Origin of the sequence: Mycobacterium sp. OTB74, assembly GCF_029892685.1 — a bacterium.
In the GTDB taxonomy this organism is placed as follows: Bacteria; Actinomycetota; Actinomycetes; order Mycobacteriales; family Mycobacteriaceae; genus Mycobacterium.
In genome coordinates this window covers 25,265-48,036 of record NZ_JARXVD010000003.1, presented here as the reverse complement: position 1 = coordinate 48,036, position 22,772 = coordinate 25,265, and the positions used below count along the sequence as shown (strand labels likewise).

The 22,772-nt window shown below is 64.2% G+C and carries 24 protein-coding genes, 1 tRNA gene and 1 pseudogene; 10 read left to right on the top strand and 16 right to left on the bottom strand.

Features of this window, described 5'->3' with window-relative positions; genetic code table 11:
- Nucleotides 1-162 precede the first annotated feature (162 nt).
- Both M2432_RS05750 and M2432_RS05745 read left to right on the top strand, forming a co-directional pair.
- Nucleotides 163-678 (top strand): lipoprotein LpqH, encoded by a 516-nt coding sequence (locus tag M2432_RS05750; protein ID WP_280825813.1) that lies wholly within the window; start codon nt 163-165, stop codon nt 676-678.
- Between the two features lie 274 nt (nt 679-952).
- Entirely contained in the window at nt 953-2,068 is a 1,116-nt protein-coding gene (locus tag M2432_RS05745; protein WP_280825812.1) for a PE-PPE domain-containing protein, read from the top strand.
- Between the two features lie 9 nt (nt 2,069-2,077).
- Here the strand turns inward: M2432_RS05745 and M2432_RS05740 are convergent, their stop codons facing one another.
- A complete protein-coding gene (locus M2432_RS05740) occupies nt 2,078-2,698 on the bottom strand; it encodes a TetR family transcriptional regulator (protein WP_280825811.1) in 621 nt (206 codons plus the stop codon).
- 69 nt (nt 2,699-2,767) lie between these two features.
- Between M2432_RS05740 and M2432_RS05735 the strand changes: the two genes are divergently transcribed.
- The 4 genes from M2432_RS05735 to M2432_RS05720 all read left to right on the top strand — a co-directional run bounded on the left by M2432_RS05735 (nt 2,768) and on the right by M2432_RS05720 (nt 7,017).
- A complete protein-coding gene (locus tag M2432_RS05735) occupies nt 2,768-3,808 on the top strand; it encodes a Rieske 2Fe-2S domain-containing protein (RefSeq protein ID WP_280825810.1) in 1,041 nt (346 codons plus the stop codon).
- Nucleotides 3,805-4,887: a dihydrodipicolinate reductase gene (locus tag M2432_RS05730; protein ID WP_280825809.1), complete on the top strand. Its 1,083-nt coding sequence runs from the start codon at nt 3,805-3,807 to the stop codon at nt 4,885-4,887. The genes M2432_RS05735 and M2432_RS05730 overlap by 4 nt, the downstream gene beginning before the upstream one ends.
- A gap of 112 nt (nt 4,888-4,999) precedes the next feature.
- Nucleotides 5,000-6,100 (top strand): helix-turn-helix transcriptional regulator, encoded by a 1,101-nt coding sequence (locus tag M2432_RS05725; protein WP_280825808.1) that lies wholly within the window; start codon nt 5,000-5,002, stop codon nt 6,098-6,100.
- An 80-nt stretch (nt 6,101-6,180) separates the two neighbouring features.
- Nucleotides 6,181-7,017, top strand: a complete 837-nt coding sequence (locus tag M2432_RS05720) for an alpha/beta fold hydrolase (RefSeq protein ID WP_280825807.1) — start codon at nt 6,181-6,183, stop codon at nt 7,015-7,017.
- A gap of 19 nt (nt 7,018-7,036) precedes the next feature.
- Here M2432_RS05720 and M2432_RS05715 read toward each other — a convergent pair whose 3' ends face one another.
- The 6 genes and pseudogenes from M2432_RS05715 to M2432_RS05690 all read right to left on the bottom strand — a co-directional run bounded on the left by M2432_RS05715 (nt 7,037) and on the right by M2432_RS05690 (nt 10,576).
- Entirely contained in the window at nt 7,037-7,345 is a 309-nt protein-coding gene (locus M2432_RS05715) for a DUF3303 family protein (RefSeq protein WP_280825806.1), read from the bottom strand.
- Between the two features lie 138 nt (nt 7,346-7,483).
- The gene (locus tag M2432_RS05710) at nt 7,484-8,938 is read right to left on the bottom strand and encodes a GMC family oxidoreductase (RefSeq protein ID WP_280825805.1); all 1,455 of its coding nucleotides are present in this window, start codon (nt 8,936-8,938) and stop codon (nt 7,484-7,486) included.
- Between the two features lie 92 nt (nt 8,939-9,030).
- A pseudogene (locus tag M2432_RS05705) lies at nt 9,031-9,168 on the bottom strand (FAD-binding protein); the annotation flags it as partial.
- 183 nt (nt 9,169-9,351) lie between these two features.
- Nucleotides 9,352-9,442 (bottom strand) — tRNA-Ser (locus M2432_RS05700).
- A 163-nt stretch (nt 9,443-9,605) separates the two neighbouring features.
- Entirely contained in the window at nt 9,606-10,061 is a 456-nt protein-coding gene (locus tag M2432_RS05695) for a nucleoside deaminase (RefSeq protein WP_280825804.1), read from the bottom strand.
- A complete protein-coding gene (locus M2432_RS05690; protein WP_280825803.1) occupies nt 10,058-10,576 on the bottom strand; it encodes a tRNA adenosine deaminase-associated protein in 519 nt (172 codons plus the stop codon). The genes M2432_RS05695 and M2432_RS05690 overlap by 4 nt, the downstream gene beginning before the upstream one ends.
- Before the next feature lie 95 nt (nt 10,577-10,671).
- Here M2432_RS05690 and M2432_RS05685 point away from each other — a divergent pair, with 95 nt between their 5' ends.
- The gene (locus M2432_RS05685) at nt 10,672-11,616 is read left to right on the top strand and encodes a prephenate dehydrogenase (RefSeq protein WP_280826156.1); all 945 of its coding nucleotides are present in this window, start codon (nt 10,672-10,674) and stop codon (nt 11,614-11,616) included.
- Here M2432_RS05685 and M2432_RS05680 read toward each other — a convergent pair.
- The 5 genes from M2432_RS05680 to M2432_RS05660 are packed head-to-tail and all read right to left on the bottom strand — an operon-like array spanning nt 11,579 to nt 15,601.
- Entirely contained in the window at nt 11,579-12,184 is a 606-nt protein-coding gene (locus tag M2432_RS05680; protein ID WP_280825802.1) for a putative glycolipid-binding domain-containing protein, read from the bottom strand. The genes M2432_RS05685 and M2432_RS05680 overlap by 38 nt on opposite strands.
- Nucleotides 12,185-12,189: 5 nt before the next feature.
- Complete coding sequence (locus M2432_RS05675) at nt 12,190-12,924, bottom strand: ABC transporter permease (RefSeq protein WP_280826155.1); 735 nt, start codon at nt 12,922-12,924, stop codon at nt 12,190-12,192.
- A gap of 2 nt (nt 12,925-12,926) precedes the next feature.
- Complete coding sequence (locus M2432_RS05670) at nt 12,927-13,571, bottom strand: ABC transporter permease (RefSeq protein WP_280825801.1); 645 nt, start codon at nt 13,569-13,571, stop codon at nt 12,927-12,929.
- A complete protein-coding gene (locus tag M2432_RS05665) occupies nt 13,572-14,669 on the bottom strand; it encodes an ATP-binding cassette domain-containing protein (RefSeq protein ID WP_280825800.1) in 1,098 nt (365 codons plus the stop codon).
- Nucleotides 14,666-15,601, bottom strand: a complete 936-nt coding sequence (locus M2432_RS05660) for an ABC transporter substrate-binding protein (RefSeq protein WP_280825799.1) — start codon at nt 15,599-15,601, stop codon at nt 14,666-14,668. The genes M2432_RS05665 and M2432_RS05660 overlap by 4 nt, the downstream gene beginning before the upstream one ends.
- A 104-nt stretch (nt 15,602-15,705) precedes the next feature.
- Here M2432_RS05660 and M2432_RS05655 point away from each other — a divergent pair, with 104 nt between their 5' ends.
- Complete coding sequence (locus M2432_RS05655) at nt 15,706-16,119, top strand: lipopolysaccharide assembly protein LapA domain-containing protein (protein ID WP_280825798.1); 414 nt, start codon at nt 15,706-15,708, stop codon at nt 16,117-16,119.
- Nucleotides 16,120-16,156: 37 nt separating this feature from the next.
- Here M2432_RS05655 and M2432_RS05650 read toward each other — a convergent pair whose 3' ends face one another.
- Both M2432_RS05650 and M2432_RS05645 read right to left on the bottom strand, forming a co-directional pair.
- Nucleotides 16,157-17,179 carry a phosphotransferase family protein gene (locus tag M2432_RS05650; RefSeq protein WP_280825797.1) on the bottom strand — a complete coding sequence of 341 codons (1,023 nt, stop codon included), beginning with the start codon at nt 17,177-17,179 and terminating at the stop codon, nt 16,157-16,159.
- A gap of 99 nt (nt 17,180-17,278) precedes the next feature.
- Nucleotides 17,279-17,890: a histidine phosphatase family protein gene (locus M2432_RS05645; RefSeq protein ID WP_280825796.1), complete on the bottom strand. Its 612-nt coding sequence runs from the start codon at nt 17,888-17,890 to the stop codon at nt 17,279-17,281.
- Nucleotides 17,891-17,939: 49 nt separating this feature from the next.
- On the opposite strand from M2432_RS05645, the gene M2432_RS05640 reads away from it, so the two are divergent.
- Complete coding sequence (locus tag M2432_RS05640; RefSeq protein WP_280825795.1) at nt 17,940-18,698, top strand: SDR family oxidoreductase; 759 nt, start codon at nt 17,940-17,942, stop codon at nt 18,696-18,698.
- On the opposite strand, the gene M2432_RS05635 is transcribed toward M2432_RS05640, so the two are convergent.
- Nucleotides 18,695-19,351 (bottom strand): WHG domain-containing protein, encoded by a 657-nt coding sequence (locus tag M2432_RS05635; protein ID WP_280825794.1) that lies wholly within the window; start codon nt 19,349-19,351, stop codon nt 18,695-18,697. The genes M2432_RS05640 and M2432_RS05635 overlap by 4 nt on opposite strands.
- A gap of 72 nt (nt 19,352-19,423) precedes the next feature.
- Here M2432_RS05635 and M2432_RS05630 point away from each other — a divergent pair, with 72 nt between their 5' ends.
- Nucleotides 19,424-20,869: a carotenoid oxygenase family protein gene (locus tag M2432_RS05630; protein ID WP_280825793.1), complete on the top strand. Its 1,446-nt coding sequence runs from the start codon at nt 19,424-19,426 to the stop codon at nt 20,867-20,869.
- A gap of 22 nt (nt 20,870-20,891) precedes the next feature.
- Here the strand turns inward: M2432_RS05630 and M2432_RS05625 are convergent, their stop codons facing one another.
- A complete protein-coding gene (locus tag M2432_RS05625; RefSeq protein ID WP_280825792.1) occupies nt 20,892-22,766 on the bottom strand; it encodes an alkyl sulfatase dimerization domain-containing protein in 1,875 nt (624 codons plus the stop codon).
- Nucleotides 22,767-22,772: the final 6 nt, after the last annotated feature.

Sequence of the window (22,772 nt, the reverse complement as noted above, 5' to 3'; positions counted from 1 at the left end):
CGCGGGCACACAAATGGACGTCGCCCCCGTGTACAGCGGGCAAACTTCCCAATTCACCCGACCACTCTTCCGAAAATATATTCGCAAAACGCAGCAAACGCCCATACTTCACCTGACGGACCCGTCAACATCGATGGTTCGCATGCACAAAGGAGCACACTTATGAAGCGTGGTTTGGCTATCGCCGCGGGTGGTGCGGCAATTCTGATCGCCGGTCTGACCGGCTGTTCACACGAGAAGTCGTCGTCCGGTTCTTCGGGCGCGACGGGCGGCGCCACGGCCACGGCATCGGTGGCGACCAGCCTGCCGAATGGCGGCAATGCGGCAGCCGGCTCCGGGACCGCAAAGGTCACCGTGGACGGTCAGCCACAGGATGTCGCTGGCTCAATCGGGTGCACCACATCGGGCGGGAACGTCGTCATTGGCATTGGTAATGCCTCGGGCGGCCTGGGCGCCACGTTGACCGACGCAGATCCGCCAGTGGTCAAAGCCGTCGGATTGGGCAATGTCGGCGGGACGGCCCTGGCTTACGCCGAAGGCGTACCCGGCAACGAGGCGACGGCAACCAGGGACGGCAAGACCTACAAGATCACCGGAACCATCTCGGCGGTGGACATGTCCAACCCTACGGCGGGGCCGGCCAAGAAGTCCTTCGAAATGGAGGTCACGTGTCCTTAGTGGGCTGACTTTCCCGATGACGGGCGGCACTCCTGACAGGGTGCCGCCCGTCGCATTTTGCCGACGATGCGCAGCAAACCTTGCAGATTCCTGACCAAGGCCCTAGGACGGGAGTAATCTGCGGTGCGCAGCTACCGACAAGCTACGCCCAGGGGACCCAATGTCGCACCGGCATGTTTCAACTCTCCGCGCAGTTTCGCAATTGTTTTTACTTGTCATCACGTGTTGCGTCCTAATTGTCGGGCACGCTGCCGGCATCAGTGCAGCCAATTTCATGGTCGGATTGGTAAACACCGTCATCGGTATCGGCGGACGCGGCGATGCGCTGTCAGCGAACGTCCCCAGCAAGCTAGGTGGCACGGTCGTCCCGCCAGGGTATGACTACTACCCGATCTACTACCCGGCGACCATCCAATTGACGGCCAGTACCAACGTCTCAGCGCCGCTGGTCACCAGCGCCATCACCAGTCGGCCCGGTCAGCAGTTGATCGTCGCCGGCTATTCGGAGGGCACCCTGGGCGCCGAAGCCGCCAAACGTCAGCTGGTCAGCAACAATTCAGGGCCCGCCCCGTCACAGCTGTCGTTCCTGATGATCGCCTCACCGTTCGCCGGTAACGGTGGCATCTTCGCCCGCTTCCCCGGCATCAGCGTGCCGTTCATCGTCGACAACATGGGGGCGGCCCAGGCGTCACCGTACAACAGCGAGTACGTGGTCAACGAGTACGACCCGTACGGCGATTTCCCTGCCTACTTCAACCCGCTCTCGCTGGCGAACACCCTGCTGGCCGTGGAGTATGCGCACCCCGATCAGTACTACAACTCGATCGTGCCCGGCACCACCCCGGCCATCACCACGACGGTGACCAACAGCGCCGGCGGCAAGGACAGCTACGTGCTCGTCTACAACAACGACCTGCCACTGCTGGCGCCGATCCGCCAGGCCTCAGCAGCCCTCGGACTGACGGCGTTGACCAAGCCGGTCCTCGATGCCATCGAGCCGACGCTTCGGGTACTGATCGACATGGGCTACACCGACCGCCAGAACCTGAATCCGGCCACACCCACGCCCTTTTCGTTGTTCACCCCGGCGGCCAAAGTCAACGAGGCCATCAACGAACTACCCGGCGCCATCAATCAGGGTGTCGCCAACTTCACCCACGACATTCAGTCACTGTCCAGCATCACGCCCGCTCCAGCCACGAATCCCGAGTCCACAGCCGCCAAGAAGCCTGCCCTGACCGTTGCACCAAAACAGGGGCTGACGCAGAAACCAACACCGAAAGCTGTTGCGCTACAGCCAATAAAGACCGATGATCCGAAGCAGAAGCCTCTCGGCCGTCACCTCATCACAAACAAGCCCGCTATCAGCAAGGCCAAGCCTGCAGCCTGAGCCGAGAAGTCATGCGCCACCGAGGTAGCTGACGATGGCGTTGGTCAGCCCGCGCCGAGCTTCATCCAGATCCGAATAGCTGCCCAACTGCCGTTCGGAGGTGATGCCGCGCATGGCGCCGGGGATGAATGACGCGACCTCTCGCACCCGGTGCGGATCCACCTTCAAGTCCGCGAAGGCCTTCTGGCAGGTCTCCTGCCAACTCTGCCCCCAGGAATAGAACTCCGCGGCGGTGCGCGGGTAAAGCCGTTCCAGCTCAACGTAATCGCGCGGCAACGCAGCTCGCAGGCTCTCGATCGCCCGCGAATCGGTGGCGGTCAGTCCGTCATACAGAGTGTCGATGATGCCGGCCACGCGGTCGCGTAGCGACAGGCCGGTGTCGGTCTCGCGGAACAGGTTGGCGCGGCGCTCGGCGGTGAAATGCAAGACCGCGGCCCAGAATCCGTCGGTGTCGCCGAACTGGTACTGGACCGTCCCCCAGGTCACCCCTATCTGTTTGGCAATCCGATTGGCCGACACCGCGCCCGGGTCACCTGAGGCCAGCGCTTTCACCGCGGCCGCCAACAGTGTCTCCCGAGTGGCCAGGCCTCGGCGGTTGGCCCGCCGCCCCGCGCTATCCGGTTCCACCATTTCTGCATCGTAACCCAGCAAGCCAACTTTTCATTGACAGGACTATGAATCTTTTCTAGAGTCCGAATCATGGCCAAACCGCCACTGTCGATGAAGCCCACCGGGTGGTTCCAGGTCGCCTGGTCTGATGAGATCGGCGTCGGCAACGTGCACCGGATGAAGTACTTCGACCGCGAAATGATTGCCTGGAGAACGCAATCCGGCGTGCTGACGGTCATGGACGCTTACTGCGAGCATCTCGGCGCGCACCTGGGCCACGGCGGCCATGTCGAGGGCGAAGTGATCCAGTGCGCCTTCCACGGCTGGCAGTGGAACACCGACGGCCGCAATGTCTGCATCCCTTATCAGGACCGCCCCAACCGCGGCCGACGCATCCGCACCTACCCCGTCGTCGAGCGCAACGCCTCGGTCTACATCTGGCATGACACCGAAGGCCGTGAACCTTACTTTGAAGCCCCGGACATCTTCGCCAACTTCAATGGTGAGACGCCCCCAAAAACCTCAGCCGACTACTACCCGCAGCAGCGGCTGTACCGCACCGCCCTGGAGATACACCCGCAGTACGTGCTCGAAAACGGCGTGGATTTCGCACATTTCAAGTACGTGCACCAGACCCCGATCGTGCCGAAGTTCACCCGGCATGACTTCGACGAGCCTTGGTCGTACGTCGATTTCACCATCACCTTCGAGGGTGACGACGGGCAGAGCATCGAGGACGTCAACAGCGGCGTCGAGGCCATCAACGGCGGTCTGGGCATTGCCGTGACCAAGAGCTGGGGCATGATCGACAACCGCACCATCTCGGCGGTCACCCCAGTGGACGAGTCCACCTCGGACGTGCGGTTCATGGTGTACATCGGGCGCACTCCCGGCCGAGATGATCAGCGCACCGCGGACAAGGCGCAGATGTTCGGCGAAGAAGTGATCCGGCAGTTCGCCCAGGACATCGATATCTGGCGCTACCAGCGCTATTCGGATCCACCGGCGCTGGCCACCGCCGAATACGAGGGCTTCACTGCTATTCGCAAGTGGGCCAAGCAATTCTACCCAGATGGCAAAGGCGGCAGTGCCGCAGAACTCGCAGCACAACGAAAGGCAGACAACCAATGAGCGACAAGATCCGCGTCTTCCAGGTAGCCACCGGCAACGTCGGCACCGAGATGATCAAGCGCATCGCTGATCGCCCGGACCTGGAACTCATTGGGCTGCACTGCTACACGCCGGAGAAGGTCGGTCGGGATGCCGGTGAGATCGCCGGGCTGGCACCCAACGGGGTGATCGCCACCGGATCGGTCGACGACATCATCGCTGCGAAACCAGATGTGATGACCTTCCACGGGGTGTTCCCCGACGAGGACCTCTACGTGAAGGTTCTTGAGGCCGGCATCAACATCGTCACCACCGCGGACTGGATCACCGGCTGGCACCGCGACACCAACCACCCGCACCCGTCCGGAAAGTCTGTATCGCAACTACTTTCGGAGGCCTGCGCGAAGGGTGGCTCGACGTTCTACGGCACGGGTATGAACCCTGGTCTGAATCAGATTCTGGGGGTGGTGTGTTCGGCCGACGTTGCCGAGATCGAGAACGTCACCACCATCGAGTCGGTCGACGTGTCCTGCCACCACTCCAAGGACACCTGGATCGAGGTGGGTTACGGCCTGCCCGTTGATGATCCGTCGATCCCGGCCAAGCTGGAGAAGTACACCCGGGTGTTCGCCGACAGCGTACTGATGATGGCCGACTGCTTCGGACTGGAACTCGACGAGGTCAAGTTCAGCTACGAATTAGGCTCCTGCACAAAGGATGTCGACCTGGGCTGGTACACCTTGCCGAAGGGATCACTCGGCGGCAACTACATCAAGTATCAGGGCATGGTGAACGGGGTACCTCGAGTCGAGACCCATCTGGAATGGCAAATGACCCCGCACACCGACCCGAGCTGGAAGGTCCAGGGCTGCTACATCACCCAGATCAAGGGTGACCCGTGCGTCTACAACAAGCACATGATCTTCCCCAAGCCTGGAGTTGACCTGTCCAACCCGGACAACTTCGCCTCCATCGGCATGACGGTGACGGGCATGCCCGCGTTGAGCGCCATCGCGTCTGTAGTGGCGGCACCGCCCGGCTTGTTGACAAGCGCCGATCTACCACTGCGCGGCTTTGCCGGCCGATTCAAGCTGGACTGACCAGCGATTGATCTTCCGGCCGCGCTCGCCCATAATTGCTGACAATATGCTGTGAGCGCCATCGCGGAGGGTGCAGATCGATGTATGAGGCTGGGTGCCGAGAGATCCGGGCATGGTTAGTGTCGATGAGTTCTCGCGCATAGTCTCGTCGATCTACGACGCAGCGATCCATCCCGAGGACTGGATCGTGGCACTGACGGACATCAGTCGTACGTTCGGAGCCGAAGGCGCCGGCCTCGTGGTGGCCGACAGTGTGAGCCGGGCCCCGCAGAGCGCGAGCATCCCGATGGAAGCCCGGCAGGACTACGAGGGGTACTACCGCCACATCGACTACGTCCTCGAAGCTGTCGAAACCGGACCGGTGGGGTTGATCCGTGGCGGACAGGCCCTGGCCGCGCTGCAACCGGACTCGGAGTTCTACCACGACTGGATGCATCGGTTCAATCTCGACGATGGCCTGTTTGTACGGCTGACCAGCGACGACACCCCGGTGTGTTTTCTGGTCGCGGCGAAGATGGGAGACGAACCGTTTGATACCCGAGAACGCATCGACCTCACAAATGCACTGATTCCCCACTTGCAACGGGCGTTGCGAATTCACCGGGACATGCATGATGTCACGCACCAGGCGAATGACATCTCGGTCGCCATGGACGACGTCACCCGCATCGGCATGGCAGTCGTCGGAGATGGACTGACCGTGCGGTACCTCAACACCGCGGCCGAACGGATCGTCAACTGTCAGGACGGGCTGAGCATCCCGCACGGGATGTTCGAGGCCGCCCAGCCGCGCGCCGACACCGAGCTTCATCGAGCCATCTACTGCGTTTTGGAGCCGAACTATTCGGGCCCATACACGGAAACCTCCGTGCTGTGCCCCAGGCCATCCGGGCGCCGCCCTTACGTCATTCACGTGCTGCCATTCCGGTCCGCCGCCCGCACGCTCGGCGCTCCCCGCGCGCTGGTCCTGATCATCGATCCCGAGGTTCAACCAGAGCCGCCGACCGAGCTACTGCGGCGCCTGTACGGGATGACCAAGGCCGAAGCCGCTGTCGCGATCCGCCTGCTGCGCGGCGACGGGATCAAGCCGATCGCCGACAGCATGTGCCTGTCGGCGGGGACCGTGAAGACCCACGTCCAGCACATTTTCAACAAGACCAACACCCATCGGCAGGCCGAACTCGTACGGCTCTTGCTGACCATTGCGTTGTAGGTCACAGCGGATCTACGCCGATCGGCTGATGTTCCGGTGCCCACGCAGGTCGATCCTCTTTTCAACGGGAGGAGCGATCAATGCTTATTGCAGGCTTCGACACCGATGTCCCGGTTGGGCACGACACCCCCACACTGGAGATCATCGACGCCGGCATCGAAACCCAAACTCATTCTGTACCAATGCTTTTCGTCCATGATGCCTCACATGCCGCGTGGTGCTGGCGGGAGCACTTCCTCGAATACTTCGCCAACCGCGGCTATCACGCCGTCGCCTTCAGCCTCGGCGGACATGGCGCCAGTCCTGCCTACAAACCGCTCCGGACGTATTCCGTCGACGACTACGTCGACGACGTGGCCGCGGTGGCCAGCACCTTACCGACGCCGCCGGTGCTGATCGGACACTCGATGGGCAGCTTCATCGTGGAGAAATACCTCGACACGCACCGGGCACCGGCCAGCGTGCTGCTGGCTCCGATACCGCCTCGGCTTTCCTGGGGGCGCTTCCTTCGGATGTTCCGCCGCCATCCGTGGCGGATGGCCAAGAGCGTGGTAACTGCGCGGCAGAGCGCAATGGTGAACGATCCGAACTGGGTGCGCGAATCTTTCTTTTCCGCCCACACGCCGGCCGAGGACATCGCCCGATGGTCTGGTCTGCTAGGTGAGGAAAGCCGCCGGGTGCAACTGGACATGCTGATGCTGAGCACCCCGATGCCCGAGCGTATGGGTGATCCGGTGCTGGTACTCGGCGCGGATGAGGACACCTGCTGCCCGCCACCAGCAGTCCGGGCCACCGCGCGCGCGTACCGCACCGCCGCCGAGGTCTTCCACGGCATGGGGCACGACATGATGCTCGAGCCCGGTTGGGAGGCCGTTGCCGGGCGGATCGACGAATGGCTGACAGGTCTAGGACTGTGAGCTGGGGCGCCGGACCGCGCTAGATTGCGGCCCGGAATTCGACTCCGTTTTGCAGTGCTCCCGCCGCTTCGGCGATGTCGACGACCGGGAAGACCTGGTAATCGGCAATAAACCCGAACTTGCCGGTGACATCCGCGATATCCATCGGATCATCGGTCTCCACCAGCGCGAACCCGCCGCCGCCGTCGATTCGGCCGACAAACACGTGATACGTCGCGCTGGCTGGCGGCGTCCACTGGGCGAACACGGCCAGGCCGCGCTTACCAGATTCCTCGTTCTCCGCGGCAGTGCCGTTGAACCGGTAATCCCAGGAAACCAAGTACTTCATTTCGTCCTCCTCGACGTCGCGTCAGCGAAATTTGACGCATACGACAAGAGTCGGCCGGATGCCGTCCGGAGTCCTCCCCCGTTTGGCTGATTTTGCAGGAGAAACCGCTAAAAGCCCCTCGCCGCGGCGATCACCGCTTCAGTCTTCGCGACCAGCCAGCGTCGCGTTGCCCCCGTCATGACGCTCGAGCACACTCGCCAAGTGGTCGCCGAGCCGCAGTCCCAGCGCTGCTACGGTGAGGCTCGGGCCGACTCCTGCAGATGACGGGAAGACCGATGCATCACCTACGTACAACCCCGGATGTTCCCAGACCTGCCCGCGTGGATCGACCACCGAGTGCGCCGGGTCGGAGCCCATCCGGCAGGTGCCCATCGGATGCCCCAGGTTCGGCGTCCCAGCGGGCAACAGAAACCGAACGCGATTGGGCGCGAAGGCAGCGGTCAACAGCCGGCGTCTCCCGCGACTGCGCGCACGCAGTTGCCGGGGAACCGAATAGGTGAAGGCGATGCGCGCCCTTCCGGTCGCCTCGGCGGACGTATCTTCCGGCCCGACTTCCTCCCAGACGCGGTTCTCGGCGAAGGGCCGATCCGGCGAAATCGTTGCGAAAACCACGCCCGACTTCCACACACGCGCGGCCAACGCGGCGAGGGGAAATGCCAGCGCGACAATGCGGTTGAACTGTTCGAGCCCGGCGTCGTACAGCAGCGTGCGCAGCCCGTTCATGATCAGCCGGGCGGTCAGGCCCGGCCCGTAGGACTGCACCTCGCCGACCCCGTCCGAGCTGCCGTACAGATCACGGAACGCGATCGTCTTGGACGGCCCGGCAGCATCTTCTGGCGGAGACTTGCGCCGCAGCGACACCAGGATAATGTCCGAGAAGTGGAAGAGCAGCCCGCGACCCAGCACCGCGGGTCGGGCCACATCGCGCCAGAGTTGGTCCGACCGGTTCAACAGCAACGGCGTGTTCAGCGCCCCTGCCGCAACGATCACGCTGCGGCCGCGGTGCTCCCGCATGGTGCCGTCCTCGCCGCGGCCGGTGACCGCCCACAGGTCGCCCGCGGGGAGGATCTCCGAGACGACGACTCCGAGATCGAGTCGAATCCGCCCGGTTTCGAGCGCGGGCAGCAGCGCCCGGCTGTAGCCGTCGGCCTTGCACAGACGCGGGCAGCGCCGGTCCTGGCACTCTTCGCAGCCCGGCATATAGTCGATGCCCACTCGAAGGCGATAGGGATGCATGCCCGCGCACTTGAGATCACCCACGATCGCCGCATCCCGATTCGACAAAGGGGGCGGTGCTGCAGGTTCGGAGTCGTCGTCTTCGTCGAGCGGATCGCGTTCACCGACAACACGCATGCGCGCCTCGGCGGACCGGTAATAGCCGCGCAGCTCGTCAAAGTCGATCGGCCAGTCGTCGGGCAGCGACGCGACCCCGTCAAGTTGATCGCCCACCTTGGAGTACAAATCCTCGCGGCGAAAGCGCCCAAGGGCCCCGCTGTAGAGCACCGAGGCCCCCCAGGACCCCACCCGAGTATCGGCCAGACGCGGGCGTGCTTGGCGCGGTCGAAATCGTATCGCGTTGCGCTGTCGGGCCACTCGGCTCCGACCGGCGCAGTTCCCCGGACTTTGCGCGCGATTCGTCGCAGCAGTCCGGGCTTGAGTTTCGGCGGATCGGTCACATCGCCGAGCTCCAGCACCAAGACCTTGAGCCCACGCTCGGCAAGACGCGATGCGGCAAAGCAGCCACCTAAGCCGGCGCCGACAACGATCACATCCCACTCATCTGCCACGGCGTCAGCGAGTCCTTTCCGGATGGCCGGATTCATGCCGGATACGCGGCTGTGAGGTGACCGAGAAATCGGCAATTGCTCAGCACAATATCCTCGCCTGCCGCAGCCAAATGAGGATTCCGACACCTTGACGAGAATCATCGTGAGACGCGGTGTCGAGAATCTCTGGGGTCACTGAATAAAAATAACCTCCCACCTGCGTTAACAAGTGAGAGGCTATGGCGGTGGCGGAGGGATTTGAACCCTCGGTGGGGGGTTACCCCACACACGCTTTCGAGGCGTGCTCCTTAGGCCGCTCGGACACGCCACCGTGTGGCAGCTTACCGGTACCACGGCAGTAGCCCTAATCGCCTAGTGCGCTGCACCGAAGACCAACCGCAACAGCCCGAAGCCGCCGAATCTGCACTCCGCCGGCCCGCTATGACACGCGTCGCCGGGATACCTCACCCGGCCATTCTCCCGCGGCCGGTCAGTCAGCGCTGACCTGCGAAAAATCCCTCCATAAGCGCCGCGCACTCGCTTTCCAACACGCCGCCACGTACCTCGGGCCGATGCGTCAGCCGCCGGTCCCGAACTACGTCCCACAGTGAGCCGACGGCCCCGGTCTTGGGCTCCCATGCCCCGAACACGACGCGCGCCACCCGCGCCATCACCAGCGCGCCGGCGCACATGGTGCATGGTTCGACGGTTACCGCCACGGTCGCACCTTCCAAGCGCCAGCCGTCGCCATGCACGGCAGCCGCGGCCCGCAGGGCGAGGATTTCGGCGTGCGCAGTAGGGTCACCCAGCGACTCCCGGGCGTTGGCCGCCCGGGCCAGCTCGACACCGTCGGCGGAAAAGACCACTGCGCCGATCGGCACATCATCGACCCCAGCCGAACCAGCAGCCTGCAGCGCCAGCCGGATCAACTGCTCATCGGAAGGGCTCACCGCCCGATCTTGTCCAGCACCGCAACCAGTTCGTCGTTGAAGCCCATCTCCTGGGCGATGCGGCTCAATTGTTCGTCGGCGTACTCGTCATCAGCCAGGATCACGCCCAGCACCGCTTCGGGCAGCCCCAGATCCGCCAGCAACCCGAGATCGCCTTCCTCGAAAGGGTCCTCGTCTTCCAGGTCGTCCAGGCTCACCACGCCGTCGAGCTTCTCCAGCACATCCGCGGCGATGTCATAGTCCAGCGCCGCGGTGGCGTCCGACAGCAACAGACGAGTTCCGGACGGTGCCGGACGCACGATCACGAAGAACTCGTCATCGACGTTCAGCAGCCCGAAAACCGCTCCGGCACTGCGTAATTCGCACAGTTCGGTCTCCACCGCGGACAGGTCGCCCAGAGCTGCCCGGGTCAGCGGCGCGCAGCGCCACATGCCGTCCTCCCGGACGACGGCCACGCCGAAACCGTCGGGCAGGTCGGCAGCCTGCTGTTGTGTCTGTGCGCGCTGTGCTGCCATGGCGCTAACGCTAGTCCGCGGCTAGCCACTTGACCAGCGGTCCTGCCTACGGCCCCGGCTGAGCCATATGCCAACCTTTAAGCGTGACAACTCCGGTGTGCGTGCTGGGATTGGGGCTCATTGGCGGCTCGCTCATGCGCGCCGCGCAGGCGTCGGGCCGCGAGGTATTCGGCTACAACCGGTCCATCGACGGCGCTGCGGCCGCCCGCTTCGATGGATTCGACGCGAGCGAGGACCTCATCGCGACGTTGCAGCGTGCCGCAGCCAGCGACGCACTGATTGTGCTGGCCGTGCCGGTGCCCGCCCTGCCGATCATGCTGGAGCACATTCGCAGTACCGCCCCAGACTGCCCGCTCACCGATGTCGTGAGCGTGAAAGGCAATGTGCTGCAGCAGGTTCAAGACTACGGCTTGCTCCGACGATTCGTCGGTGGGCACCCGATGGCCGGTACCGCGCATTCCGGGTGGGCCGCCGGCACCGCGGACCTGTTCGCCGGGGCACCGTGGGTGCTCAGCGTGGACGACCACGTCGACCCTCAGGTGTGGGCACAGGTGATGCACCTGGCACTGGACTGCCGGGCGGTGATCGTCCCGGCCCGCTCTGTCGAGCACGACGCGGCCGCCGCAGCCATCTCGCATCTGCCGCACCTGCTGGCCGAGGCATTGGCCGCCACCGCGGGCGAGGTCCCGCTGGCCTTCGCGCTTGCCGCCGGATCGTTCCGGGACGGCACGCGCGTCGCGGCCAGCGCGCCGGACCTGGTGCGGGCCATGTGCGAGGCGAACGCCGCCGAGTTGACCGTCATGCTGGACCGCGCCCTGGAACTGCTGACCAAAGCCCGGGCGTCCCTGGTCAGCACCGGTTCGGTGGCTGAGCTGGTCGAAAGCGGTCATGCTGCCCGCGCCCGATATGACAGCTTCAGCCGGCCGCAGATCATGACGACGACGATTGGTGCCGACAACTGGCGCGACGAACTGGCCGCCGAGGGCCGCGCCGGCGGAGTGATCAGATCCGCTCTGCCAGTCCTGGATAGCCGAGGATGAATCCCGAATCGTCGACGGTGATCGAGGTGTCGGCGACCGGCGAGTTCAACTTGATCGGCTTGCCTGGTCCACGGCTGGCGTAGCCGATGGTCTCGGGCTCGACCGTCAGCTCGGGCACCCTCACGTACACCACCGGCAGCGATACCGAGCCGGTCCGCTGGTGCAATCCGGTCCGGCGGATCGGCAGGGCGTTGAAGAACGGGCTGAAGATCACGTCGACGTCCAGCGCGCCGTCGTACGCGGCCCGGCGGGCCTGATTCTGATGGTCCTGCACCAGCCACATGTTCTCTTCGTCGCGGGCGATCGACAGCTGTCGCTCCCGCTCGGCAAGGGTGACAGTCAGGGACAGCCGTTTGGTGGCTCCGCTCTCGTCGGTCACCAGGTCATACGACGCGCTGAACGCCGGGTGCGACGACGTCGCGGCAGCGACGATCCGGCCGTATGCCTTGATCCGGTTGCCCGAAAGTTGCACCCGCACCGACTCCATCCGCGGCTCGTCCTGCGCACTCCAGGTCAGGATGGCCGGCCATGCGACGTCACTGCTGGCATCAGGCTGGGCTGCACTCACGGTGTCTACCGTAGGCGACGAGCGTCCACCTTCGTACCCCGCTCGGTAAGTCCCGACGGTCCGGACCGAGGCGCCCGGACCGGACCCCCGACGCCGGGCCGGGAAGCCCGGACGGCCATGGCTAACAGGCCGTCCAGCACCAGCGCCAACGCCGCGACCAACAGTGCACCGACCAGCGCCAGGTAGAACTGGCGAACCTTGATGCCGTCGATCAGGTACCGGCCGAGGCCGCCGAGGCTGGCGTAGGCGGCGATGGTCGCGGTGGCCACCACCTGCAGTGTCGCCGTGCGCAACCCGCCGACGATCAACGGCATCGCGTTGGGTACCTCGGCTCGCAGCAATACCTGCCGCTCAGTCATTCCCATGGCGCGCGCGGCGTCCACCACTGTCGGGTCGACATTCGCGATCCCGGCATAAGTGCCGGCCAACAGCGGCGGGATTCCCAGGAGCATCAGCGCGACCGTCGGCGGAATCAGACCCAGGCCCCACAACAGCACCCCCAGCAGCAGCACTCCGAGGGTCGGCAGCGCCCGCAGTGCATTGACGCCGCCGACCACCAGGGTGGTGCCACGGCCGGTGTGGCCGATGTACATGCCCACCGGAACCGCGATGAGCGCACTGGCCAGCACCGCGATGCCGGTGTACTCCAGGTGTTCGAGCGTGCGAGCACCCAGTCCGGCCGGTCCGGCCCAGTTCGCGCCGGTGCAGATGTAATCCACCGCCTGCTGCAGGAAATTCATGCTCATGCCGCCACCTTGGCTCGGGTCCACGGAGTGGCCAGCCATCCGGCGGCCAGGATCAGCAGGTCGATGACGATGGCCAGGACGAAGACCGCGATGATGCCGGCGATGATCTGCTCGCTCTTGTCGGCCTGATATCCCTCGGTGAACCAGGTCCCCAGGCCCCCAATGCCGATCACCGAGCCGACCGCCACCATGGAGATGTTGGTGACGGCGACTACCCGCAGGTTCGCAGTAAGCACCGGAATAGCCAGGGGCAGTTCCACTTTCAGCATTCTGGTGCGCGGCCGGTAGCCGACAGCGGTGGCGGATTCAAGTACCTCCGCGGGGACCGCGTCAAGGGCTTCAGGCACGGCCCTGACCAACAGCGCGACGGTGTAGAGCGTCAGCGCCACGACCACGTTGGCCTCGTCGAGAATCCGGGTCGGGATGATCAGCGGTAGCACCACGAACAGTGCCAGCGACGGAATGGTGAAAATTATGCTGGCGACCACCGCGGTGGGGCGGCGCAGCCGGGGCCGACGGTGGATGAATGCGCCCACGGGCACAGCGATCAGCACGCCCAAGAACAACGGCACTAACGCCAGGCGCAGGTGAATCTGCGTCAACAGCCACGCGGTGTCCAGGTGGGTCAGCAGATATCGCACTCAGGTGCCTTTGCGACTCTTGATCATCGCCATCACATCGGCGATGGCTACCCCGCCGATCACCTGGTCGTGTTCATCGACGGCAACGCCCAACCCGGCCGGCGAGGACAGTGCCGAATCCAGCGCCAGTCGCAGCGTTCCTGGCGGTCTGAACAACGACCCTCCAGCGATACTGCTGTCGTACAACGATTTTCCAGCGCGGTGCAACCCGACGCCGTCGTCGTTGATCCAGGCGTAGGGGGTCCCGTCGTCGCTCAGTACCAAAGCCCATTGCCCGTCAGCGAGATCCAGTGCATTGATCGCGGCTTCGTTGACCGTGCGAATATCTCGCAGCACCAACCCGCGGGCGTCCAGGAACTGCAGCCCGCGATAGCCGCGGTCGGCGCCGATGAAGCCGGCGACGAATTCATTTGCCGGGTTGGACAACAGCCGCTGCGGCGCAGCGTACTGCTGCAGAACACCGCCGCGGCCAAATACCGCAACCTTGTCCCCCAGCTTGACCGCCTCATCGATGTCATGGGTGACGAATACGATGGTCTTGCGCAGATCCGCTTGCAGGCGCAGGATTTCGGCCTGCAGTTCCTCGCGTACCACGGGGTCGACCGCGCTGAATGGTTCGTCCATCAGCAGGATCGGCGGGTCGGCGGCCAGTGCCCGCGCCACGCCCACTCGCTGTTGCTGCCCGCCGGACAGTTGCGCCGGGTACCTGTTGGCCAGCTTCACGTCCAGCCCGACGCGCTCCAGCATTCCGAGTGCAATTTTCCTTGCGTTGCGGCGTGATTCGCCCTTGAGCACCGGGACAGTGGCGACGTTGTCCACCACTTTCAGATGTGGCATCAGTCCCGCACTCTGCAGCACGTAACCGATGCCCAGGCGCAGCTTGACCGGGTCGACGGTGGCCACATCAGATCCGTTGACCGTCAGTGTGCCCGAGGTGGGTTCGATCATCCGGTTGATCATGCGCATGGACGTGGTCTTGCCACACCCCGATGGCCCGACGAACACCGACAGTGCACCTTCGGAGATCTCCAGACTCAGGCCGTCCACTGCGACCGTACCGTCTTCATAACGCTTGCTGACGTTGTCGAAGCTGATCATCGGCCCCCCAACGCTTTATCGAATCCGTTTTCCTGCACCCATTTCCGGGCCGCCTGATCGACATCGAGACCACCGTTTCCGGACACCGCGATGTTCATGTCAATCAACGCCGCGGTGGTTAGCTTCGCATTGACCGCGTCGAGCACCGTTTTGAGCTGATCAGATTTTTTCTGCGACGAAACAAGCGGCACCACATTCGCGGCCAGGAAGTTGTGCTTCGGATCCTCGAGCACCACCAGGTGATTCTGTGGGATAGCCGGAGAGGTACTGAAAATATTTGCGGCGGTGACAGTTCCATCAACCAGCGCACGCACTGTCGCCGGTCCCCCGCCGTCACTGATGGCGATGAAGTTGGCCGGCGGGATATCGAGACCGTAGTTCGTCTTAAGTCCCGGTAGCCCCTCAGTACGCTTCAGGAACTCTGACGGCCCGCCGAATTTCACCTCTGACGAATGGCGCGCCAGATCACCAATTGTCTTCAGGTTCCACTTGCGGGCCGTCTGCTCCGACACCGCGACAGTGTCGGCGTCCTCGGCCGGCGACGGGGTCAGGATCGACAAATCGCCGGGAAGGGCGCGGTGCAAAGCCAATTCGACCTCGGCAGGGACGGTGGCCTTGGTCTTCGGGTCGAAATATTGCAGCAGGTTGCCGGTGTACTCGGGGATCAGGTCAATCGAATGGTCTTTGACCGCAGGTACATACGTCTCACGACTGCCGATGCCGAACTGCCGCCCGACAGTAAAACCGTTGGCCTCCAACACCTGTGCATAGATTTCGGCGATGATCTTGGATTCCGGGAAATCCGCCGAGCCCACCACGATCGACTTGAGATCGCCATTGGCCGCACCGCCACCAAGCGGGTTGGCGCTGCCGCATCCGGCCAGTAACAGGACCACTGCGAGCCCCAGAATCCAACGGCACAGGGGTTTCATGCCAACGTCCTTTCGACGTCTCGGCTTTCCAGACCCTAACGCGCTTCTGAATTTGTTGGCGCAGTTCGTGACATCCGGTAGCTGTTGCCGTCAAGATAGTCACTATGAGCAGCGACCCCACAACAGCACCCGACCCGTCGGGGTCGGCGCCCGGCGATAGCAAATCGGACAGCAAGCCGGCCGGCAAGCCGGACAGCAAGGCTGCGGCCAAGCCTCCCGCTGAGACAGCCAAACACTCACGCGAGACACCGGAATCGGCGGTCAAGTTCACCCGAACTGCGGCGCTGTGGACAGCGCTGATCGTGGGATTCCTCGTGCTCGTCCTGCTGCTGGTGTTCATCATCCAGAACGGCGACGAAGTGCCGATTCGGTTGTTCACCTGGCAGTGGCGTACGCAACTGGGAGTCGCCATCCTCCTCGGCGCGGTCGCCGGTGGTCTGCTGACCTTCGGCGTCGCCAGCGTCCGACTCCTGCAGTTGCGTCTGGCAGCCCGCAAGAATCTCAAAGCCGGCCGGTAGTTTTCCGGCCGCGCTAGGGGGCGCTCTCCCCTGGACGTTAGGACAGGACGGCGAGACCCTCGGCAATCAATGGCGCGACGGCCTTACCGACCGGGTCGTCATGGCTCTGCGAGCCGGCCGCCATCCGGGCCCGGAAGTCGATACCGGCCGCAATGATCGCCAGCTTGAAGTACGCCAGCGCCAGATAGAACTGCCAATGATCCAGCGGTTGCCCAGCGGCTGCCGAATACTTCTGGGCCAGTTCGTCCATCGGCGGGATCTTGTCGGAGGCCCAGGCGGCGTCGGCGTGCACCATGCCGAACATCGGATGCCGGTATACGCACATCAGCGCGGCGTCGGACAGCGGGTCGCCGAGCGTCGACATCTCCCAGTCCAGTACCGCCCGGACTTTGGTGGCATCCACGGCGTCGAGCATGGTGTTGTCGATCCGATAGTCACCATGCACGATCGCGCTACGACTCTGCGGCGGCAGCTTTTCCGTCAATAGGCCGTGCAAACGCCGCACGTCGGCATCGCGCGCGTCATCCTCCAACCGCACCAAATCCCACTGCGAGCCCCAGCGCCGCACCTGCCGCTCCAGATACCCGTTCGCCTTGCCGAAGTCACCCAGCCCAACCGCCTCCGGGTCCAACGCATGCAGGTCGGCCAAGACCTTGATCAGCGCATCCACACAGGCGTCGATGGTCTGCTGATCACCCAGCGCGTCTAGCTCCGACGAGTACCGGACCACCCGGCCGGGCACGAAATCGACCATCTGAAACGGCGCACCGAGTACCGAATCGTCATTGCGCATGGTTACCGGGTGCGCCACCGGAACGGCCGTACCTTCAAGGGCCGCAACGACTTTGTACTCCCGGGCCATGTCATGCGCTGACGGTGTCAGGCCGTGTAGCGGCGGCCGTCGCAGCACCCACTTGGAGGCGTCGTCGAACACCAGGAATGTCAGGTTCGAGCGGCCGCCGGCCACCAGTTCGGCACGCAACTCACCCAAGCGCGCCACCCCGATCTCGCGCAGGTGCGCGTCAAGGGCAGTCAGGTCCAGGCCATCGAGGTTGCTCATTTGTATGTCTCCCGTCGCTTCGCTCGCCAAGGCAAATCTCCCGTCGCTTCGCTCGCCAAAGCAAATCTCCCGTCGCTTCGCTCGCCTGGCCCAGTCTGTCTACCAGCGCTGATTTCTGGGCAGTAGGTCCCATACGTGTTCGACGCAGTTGACGCTTGCCACGGCCAGCCTGCCGGTGCGGGCCGACGACAGCAGCCGGGTGATGCCGGCGTAGTCAACCTGGAACGACAGCAAGCGCTGGGTGGGCAGGATGTCGTGTAGCAGGCCGTTGATCACGCCGCCATGGCTGAAGATTGCGACGGTGGAATCGTTGTCGCCTTCGCCGGCCAGGTCGGTGATCGCCTCGGTGATGCGGGCCAGGAACGCTGCCTCGTCGACGCCACTGGGCAGGTGGCCCTCCATCAGCCGGGCCAGCTCCTCGGGCTTCTCCGCGGCGACCTGCTCGATCGGGATGTACTGCGCCATGTCGCGGTCGTACTCGGCCAGCCGGTCATCGATCTCGATCGGCAGACCGAGTGTGTCAGCGACCGGCTGGGCGGTCTGCACGGCGCGTCTCTGCGGGCTGGAGACCAACCGGCTGATCGGAAACCGCTTGAGCGCATCTGGCAGGCGCTTGGCCTGCTCGACGCCCTCCTCGGACAGATTGGGGTCAGAACCCTCACCGGGCTCGCTGCGCAGTGGGAGGGCGTGGCGGATCAAGAGCAGTTGCACCGTGCCACCATAGGGCCCTGAGCACTTGCTAGCGCCAAAGGAGTCGCCAATGGGTTACGCCGACGAACTGTTCGACCTCACCGACCGCGTTGTTCTGATCACTGGAGGCAGCCGCGGACTGGGTCGGGAGATGGCCTTCGCCGCCGCGCGGTGCGGTGCCGACGTCATCATCGCCAGCCGCAACCTGGAGTCCTGCGAGGCCACCGCTGCTGAGATCGTGCAGGCGACCGGGCGGGCGGTGTTGGCGCACCAAGTGCACGTCGGGCGCTGGGATCAGTTGGATCCGCTGGTGGGCGCTGCGTACGACCGGTTCGGCAAGGTCGACGTGTTGGTGAACAACGCGGGAATGTCGCCGCTGTACGACGGGCTGGGCAACGTCTCGGAGAAATTGTTCGACTCGGTGGTGAACCTGAACTTCAAAGGCCCCTTCCGGTTATCGGCGTTGGTCGGTGAGCGCATGGTGGCCGACGGCGGCGGATCGATCATCAATGTCAGTTCGTCGGGGTCGCTGCGTCCGGACGAACACATGCTGCCCTATGCCGCGGCCAAGGCCGGATTGAATGTGCTGACAGAAGGTTTCGCCAAAGCGTTCGGGCCGACAGTGCGGGTCAACACCCTGATGGCCGGGCCGTATCTGACCGACATCAGCAAGGCCTGGGACTTCGGAACGGGGAATCCGTTCAGCTCGCTGCCCTTGCAACGGGCCGGTGAGCCTCACGAAATCATCGGCGCTGCACTGTTTTTGATGTCTGACGCGTCCAGCTTCACCACCGGCTCGATCCTGCGAGCCGACGGCGGATTCGCCTAGCCGAACGTACTGAGCACGGCTGCCATCGACTGATCGGCCCGCTCCCGGGAGTCACCCATCCCCACGAGCACATCGACCGTCAGCGGACCGAGTATCTCCAGCATTCCATGTCCTTGGTGGCCGAAAAATCCTGCCATTTCAAGCATTACTGCACCGTGGCTGATGCTCCACAGCCGCCCTGCTATGGCCGCCTCGTCGTCGGCGCGGATGCGTTCCGCCTCGACCATTCGCCGCACCGCGCCGCGCAGAACGTCGAATGAGTGACCCCAGGCGTCGTTGGAGGTGGGTCGTCCGGTCACCGTCAGATCGGCTCGGCGACTGAGTAACAATGCGGGAGCTGCTGTCCCAAACATCAGTTGATACCGATGGGGATTGGCCATTGCGAACCGATGATATGCAAGGCCCATCGAGATGAAGTCGGCCACCGGATCATCGGTGATCGGCACGCCGGCCAGGGCTTCGCCGAAATGAGCGAAAATCTCACTCGCAAGGGCGTCGACTACGCCGTTCATCGAGCCGAAGTGGGTGTAGACCACCATGGTCGAGGTGCCGACTTCGGCGGCGAGCTTGCGCACGCTGAGCGCCTGAAGACCGTCGCGTTCCAGGATCCCCATCCCGGCCTCGATTAACTGCCGGCGAATTTCGTCGCCCACTATTGCACACCTGCCATAACAGTGTTATACCAATAACCGCGGCCAATAACACTGTTATGGAGAGGTTCTGCAATGACCAACCGCTATCTCGAAGGCGCATTCGCGCCGATTCACGAGGAATACACCCTGACCGACCTGAGCGTCACGGGCACCATCCCGGACTATCTCGACGGTCGATATCTGCGCAACGGGCCGAACCCGGTCGGCGAGGTCGACCCCGAGCTGTACCACTGGTTCTTCGGCGATGGCATGGTGCACGGCATCCGTATCCGCGACGGCAAGGCCGAGTGGTACCGAAATCGCTGGGTGCGCGGGCCTTACGCCGCCGCCGCACTCGGAGAGACTCCCCCGTCAGGACATTTCAGCGGCTTCGGCATCGGCGCCAACACCAATGTGCTCGGGCACGCCGGCAAGACGCTGGCGCTGGTCGAGGGCGGCGGGACCAACTACGAACTGACCGAGGAGCTCGACACGGTCGGCGTCTGCGATTTCGACGGTACGTTGTCAGGCGGCTACACCGCCCACCCCAAGCGCGACCCGGAAACCGGTGAGCTGCATGCGGTTTCGTACAGCTTCACGCGCGGCAACACCGTGCAGTACTCGGTGATCGGCACCGACGGCAGGGCGCGCCGGACCGTCGACATCGAGGTGCACGGCAGCCCGATGATGCACGACTTCTCGCTGACCGAGCGACACGTGATCTTCTACGACCTGCCCGTGAGCTTCGATGCGGGCATAATCACCGAGATGGCGGTACCCCGCGCGTTGCGGTTACCCGCTCGACTTCTGTTGTCCTCGTTGATCGGCCGGGTCAAGATTCCCGACCCCATCATGGCCCGCCAACCGAGCTTCAATCCGAGAGACCGCCGCTTTCCGTACTCGTGGAACCCCAAGTACCCGGCCCGAATCGGCGTCATGCCGCGCGACGGCGGCAACTCCGACGTGCGCTGGTTCGACGTCGAGCCCTGCTACGTATTCCACCCGATGAACGCCTACGACGCCGACGACGACAGCATCGTCCTGGACGTGGTGCGGCACCCCAAGATGTTCGACACCGACTACTCGGGCCCGAACGAGGGGCCGCCCACCCTGGAACGTTGGACCGTCGACCTGTCCGCCGGCAAGGTCCGCGAGGAACGATTCGACGACCACCCCCAGGAGTTCCCCCGAGTCGACGAGCGACTGACCGGCAAGCGGCATCGCTACGGCTACGCAGCTTCGGTCGGCGAAGGCCTCGGCGGTAGCAGCACGCTGCTCAAGCACGATCTGATCGGCGGCGGCACCGAGACACGCTCGTTCGGCACCGGAAAGAAATTGGGCGAGTTCGTGTTCCACCCGTCATCGCCGAGCGCGGCCGAAGACGACGGGGTGCTGATGGGCTACGTGTACGACGAAACGACCGACCGCAGCGACCTGGCGATTATCGATGCCCACACCCTGCAAGACGTCGCGAGCATCAAGATTCCGCACCGGATACCCACGGGTTTCCACGGCAACTGGGTACCGACTACGGCGTGAGGTCGCGGCGGTGCTCCCGGGGCTAGGGCGTAATGATGTTGAAGGCCGGGTCTGGCCTGTCGATCACGCCCAGCAGCGCCGGGAGCGCTGTTGCGTCGCCGGTAACCTCCACTCCGGGCGAGGTGGTGTCGCCGGCCGCAAAGGCCAACAGCCGCAACTTGTTCGCCAGCGTGACGGTGGCCTGTGCGGTCTGCGAGTCGGCCGGCACCTTACGGTGCACCAGGACCCCGTTGCGCAGGCTCACCCGGTAATTGGTGGCGACATCGGCAAACATCACGTCGATGGCAAGGTTCAGATCCCAGGCCCGCGGTCCATTGACGTTGATGGCAAGGGCGTCGAACATCTGGTCCGGGGTGAGCTGCGCCAGCATGGTCGGCGCGGCCTTGGTCGGCGTGCCGAAGTTGCCATCCCGAAGCTCGGCAGCGCCGGAGAGGAAGAAGTTGCGCCACACCGCGTTCTCGGCTCCATAGGCCAATTGTTCCAGCGTGTCTGCGTAGAGATCGCGGGCCGCGCCGTGGTGCTCATCGGTGAAGATCACATGGTCCAACAAGGTTGCCGCCCAGCGGAAGTCACCCTCATCGAATGCGGACCGTGCCAACTCGACGACCCGGTCAATACCACCCATCGCCGCGACATAGCGGGGCGACGCGGCTTCCGGCGGATGCTGCCAGAGCCGGGCCGGGTTGCCGTCGAACCAGCCCATGTAGCGCTGGTAGACCGCCTTGACGTTGTGGCTGACCGACCCGTAGTAGCCGTGGGTGTGCCAGGCCTTCTCCAGCGCAGGCGGCATCTGGAAGGTCTCGGCGATCTCGATGCCGGTGTAGCCCTGATTGAGTTGACGCAGCGTCTGGTCGTGCAGGTAGGCGTACAGATCTCGTTGCAGGGAAAGGTATTCGACAATGTTGTCGTGTCCCCAGTTGGGCCAGTGGTGGGACGCGAAGACCACGTCGGCGCGGTCGGCGAAGGTGTCGATCGCCTCGGTCAGGTAACCCGCCCAGCCGTGCGGGTCGCGGACCAACGCACCGCGCAGGGTCAGGAGATTGTGCAGGTTGTGGGTGGCGTTCTCGGCCATGCACAGCGCGCGGAATTGCGGGAAATAGAAGTGCATTTCGGCCGGCGCCTCGGTGCCGGGCGCCATCTGGAACTCGATCTCGATCCCGTCGATGGTGTGCTTTTCACCGGTGGTCGTGATGTCGACGGTCGGCACGATCAGCGCTACCTCGCCAGTGGACCCGACCTGCCCCAGACCGCAGCCGACCTGGCCCTGCGGACTGCGCGGCAACGCAGCCCCGTACATGTATCCGGCTCGGCGGGCCATCGCGGTTCCGGCATAGACGTTCTCCTGCACCGCGTGCTCGGTGAAGCCCTCGGGCGCGATGACCGCGACCTTGCCGGCATCGACCTCGTCCTGTGATGTCACCCCGAGCACGCCACCGAAATGGTCGACGTGGCTGTGGGTGTAAATGACCGCCCTGACCTCGCGATCACCCCGGTGCGCACGGTAGAGCGCCAGCGCGGCAGCGGCGGTCTCGGTGGAGATCAGTGGATCGATGACGATGATGCCGGTGTCGCCTTCGACGAAGCTGATGTTGGACAGGTCCAGGCCACGCACCTGGTAGATGCCCTCGACCACCTCGTACAGGCCCTGCTTGGTGCACAGTTGCGACTGTCGCCACAGGCTGGGGTGCACGCTGTCTGGCGCTTCGCCGTTCAGGAAGCTGTAAGAATCGTTGTCCCACACGACTCTTCCGTCGGCAGCGGTGATGACGCAGGGCTCCAGGGCTCCGATGAATCCCCGATCGGCATCGGCGAAATCTCGAGTGTCACCGAACGGCAGCGTTTCGGTGTGACTACGGTTGGCAGCGGCGATGCGGGCGGTGGGCGGCTTCTGCTCCATGCCAAC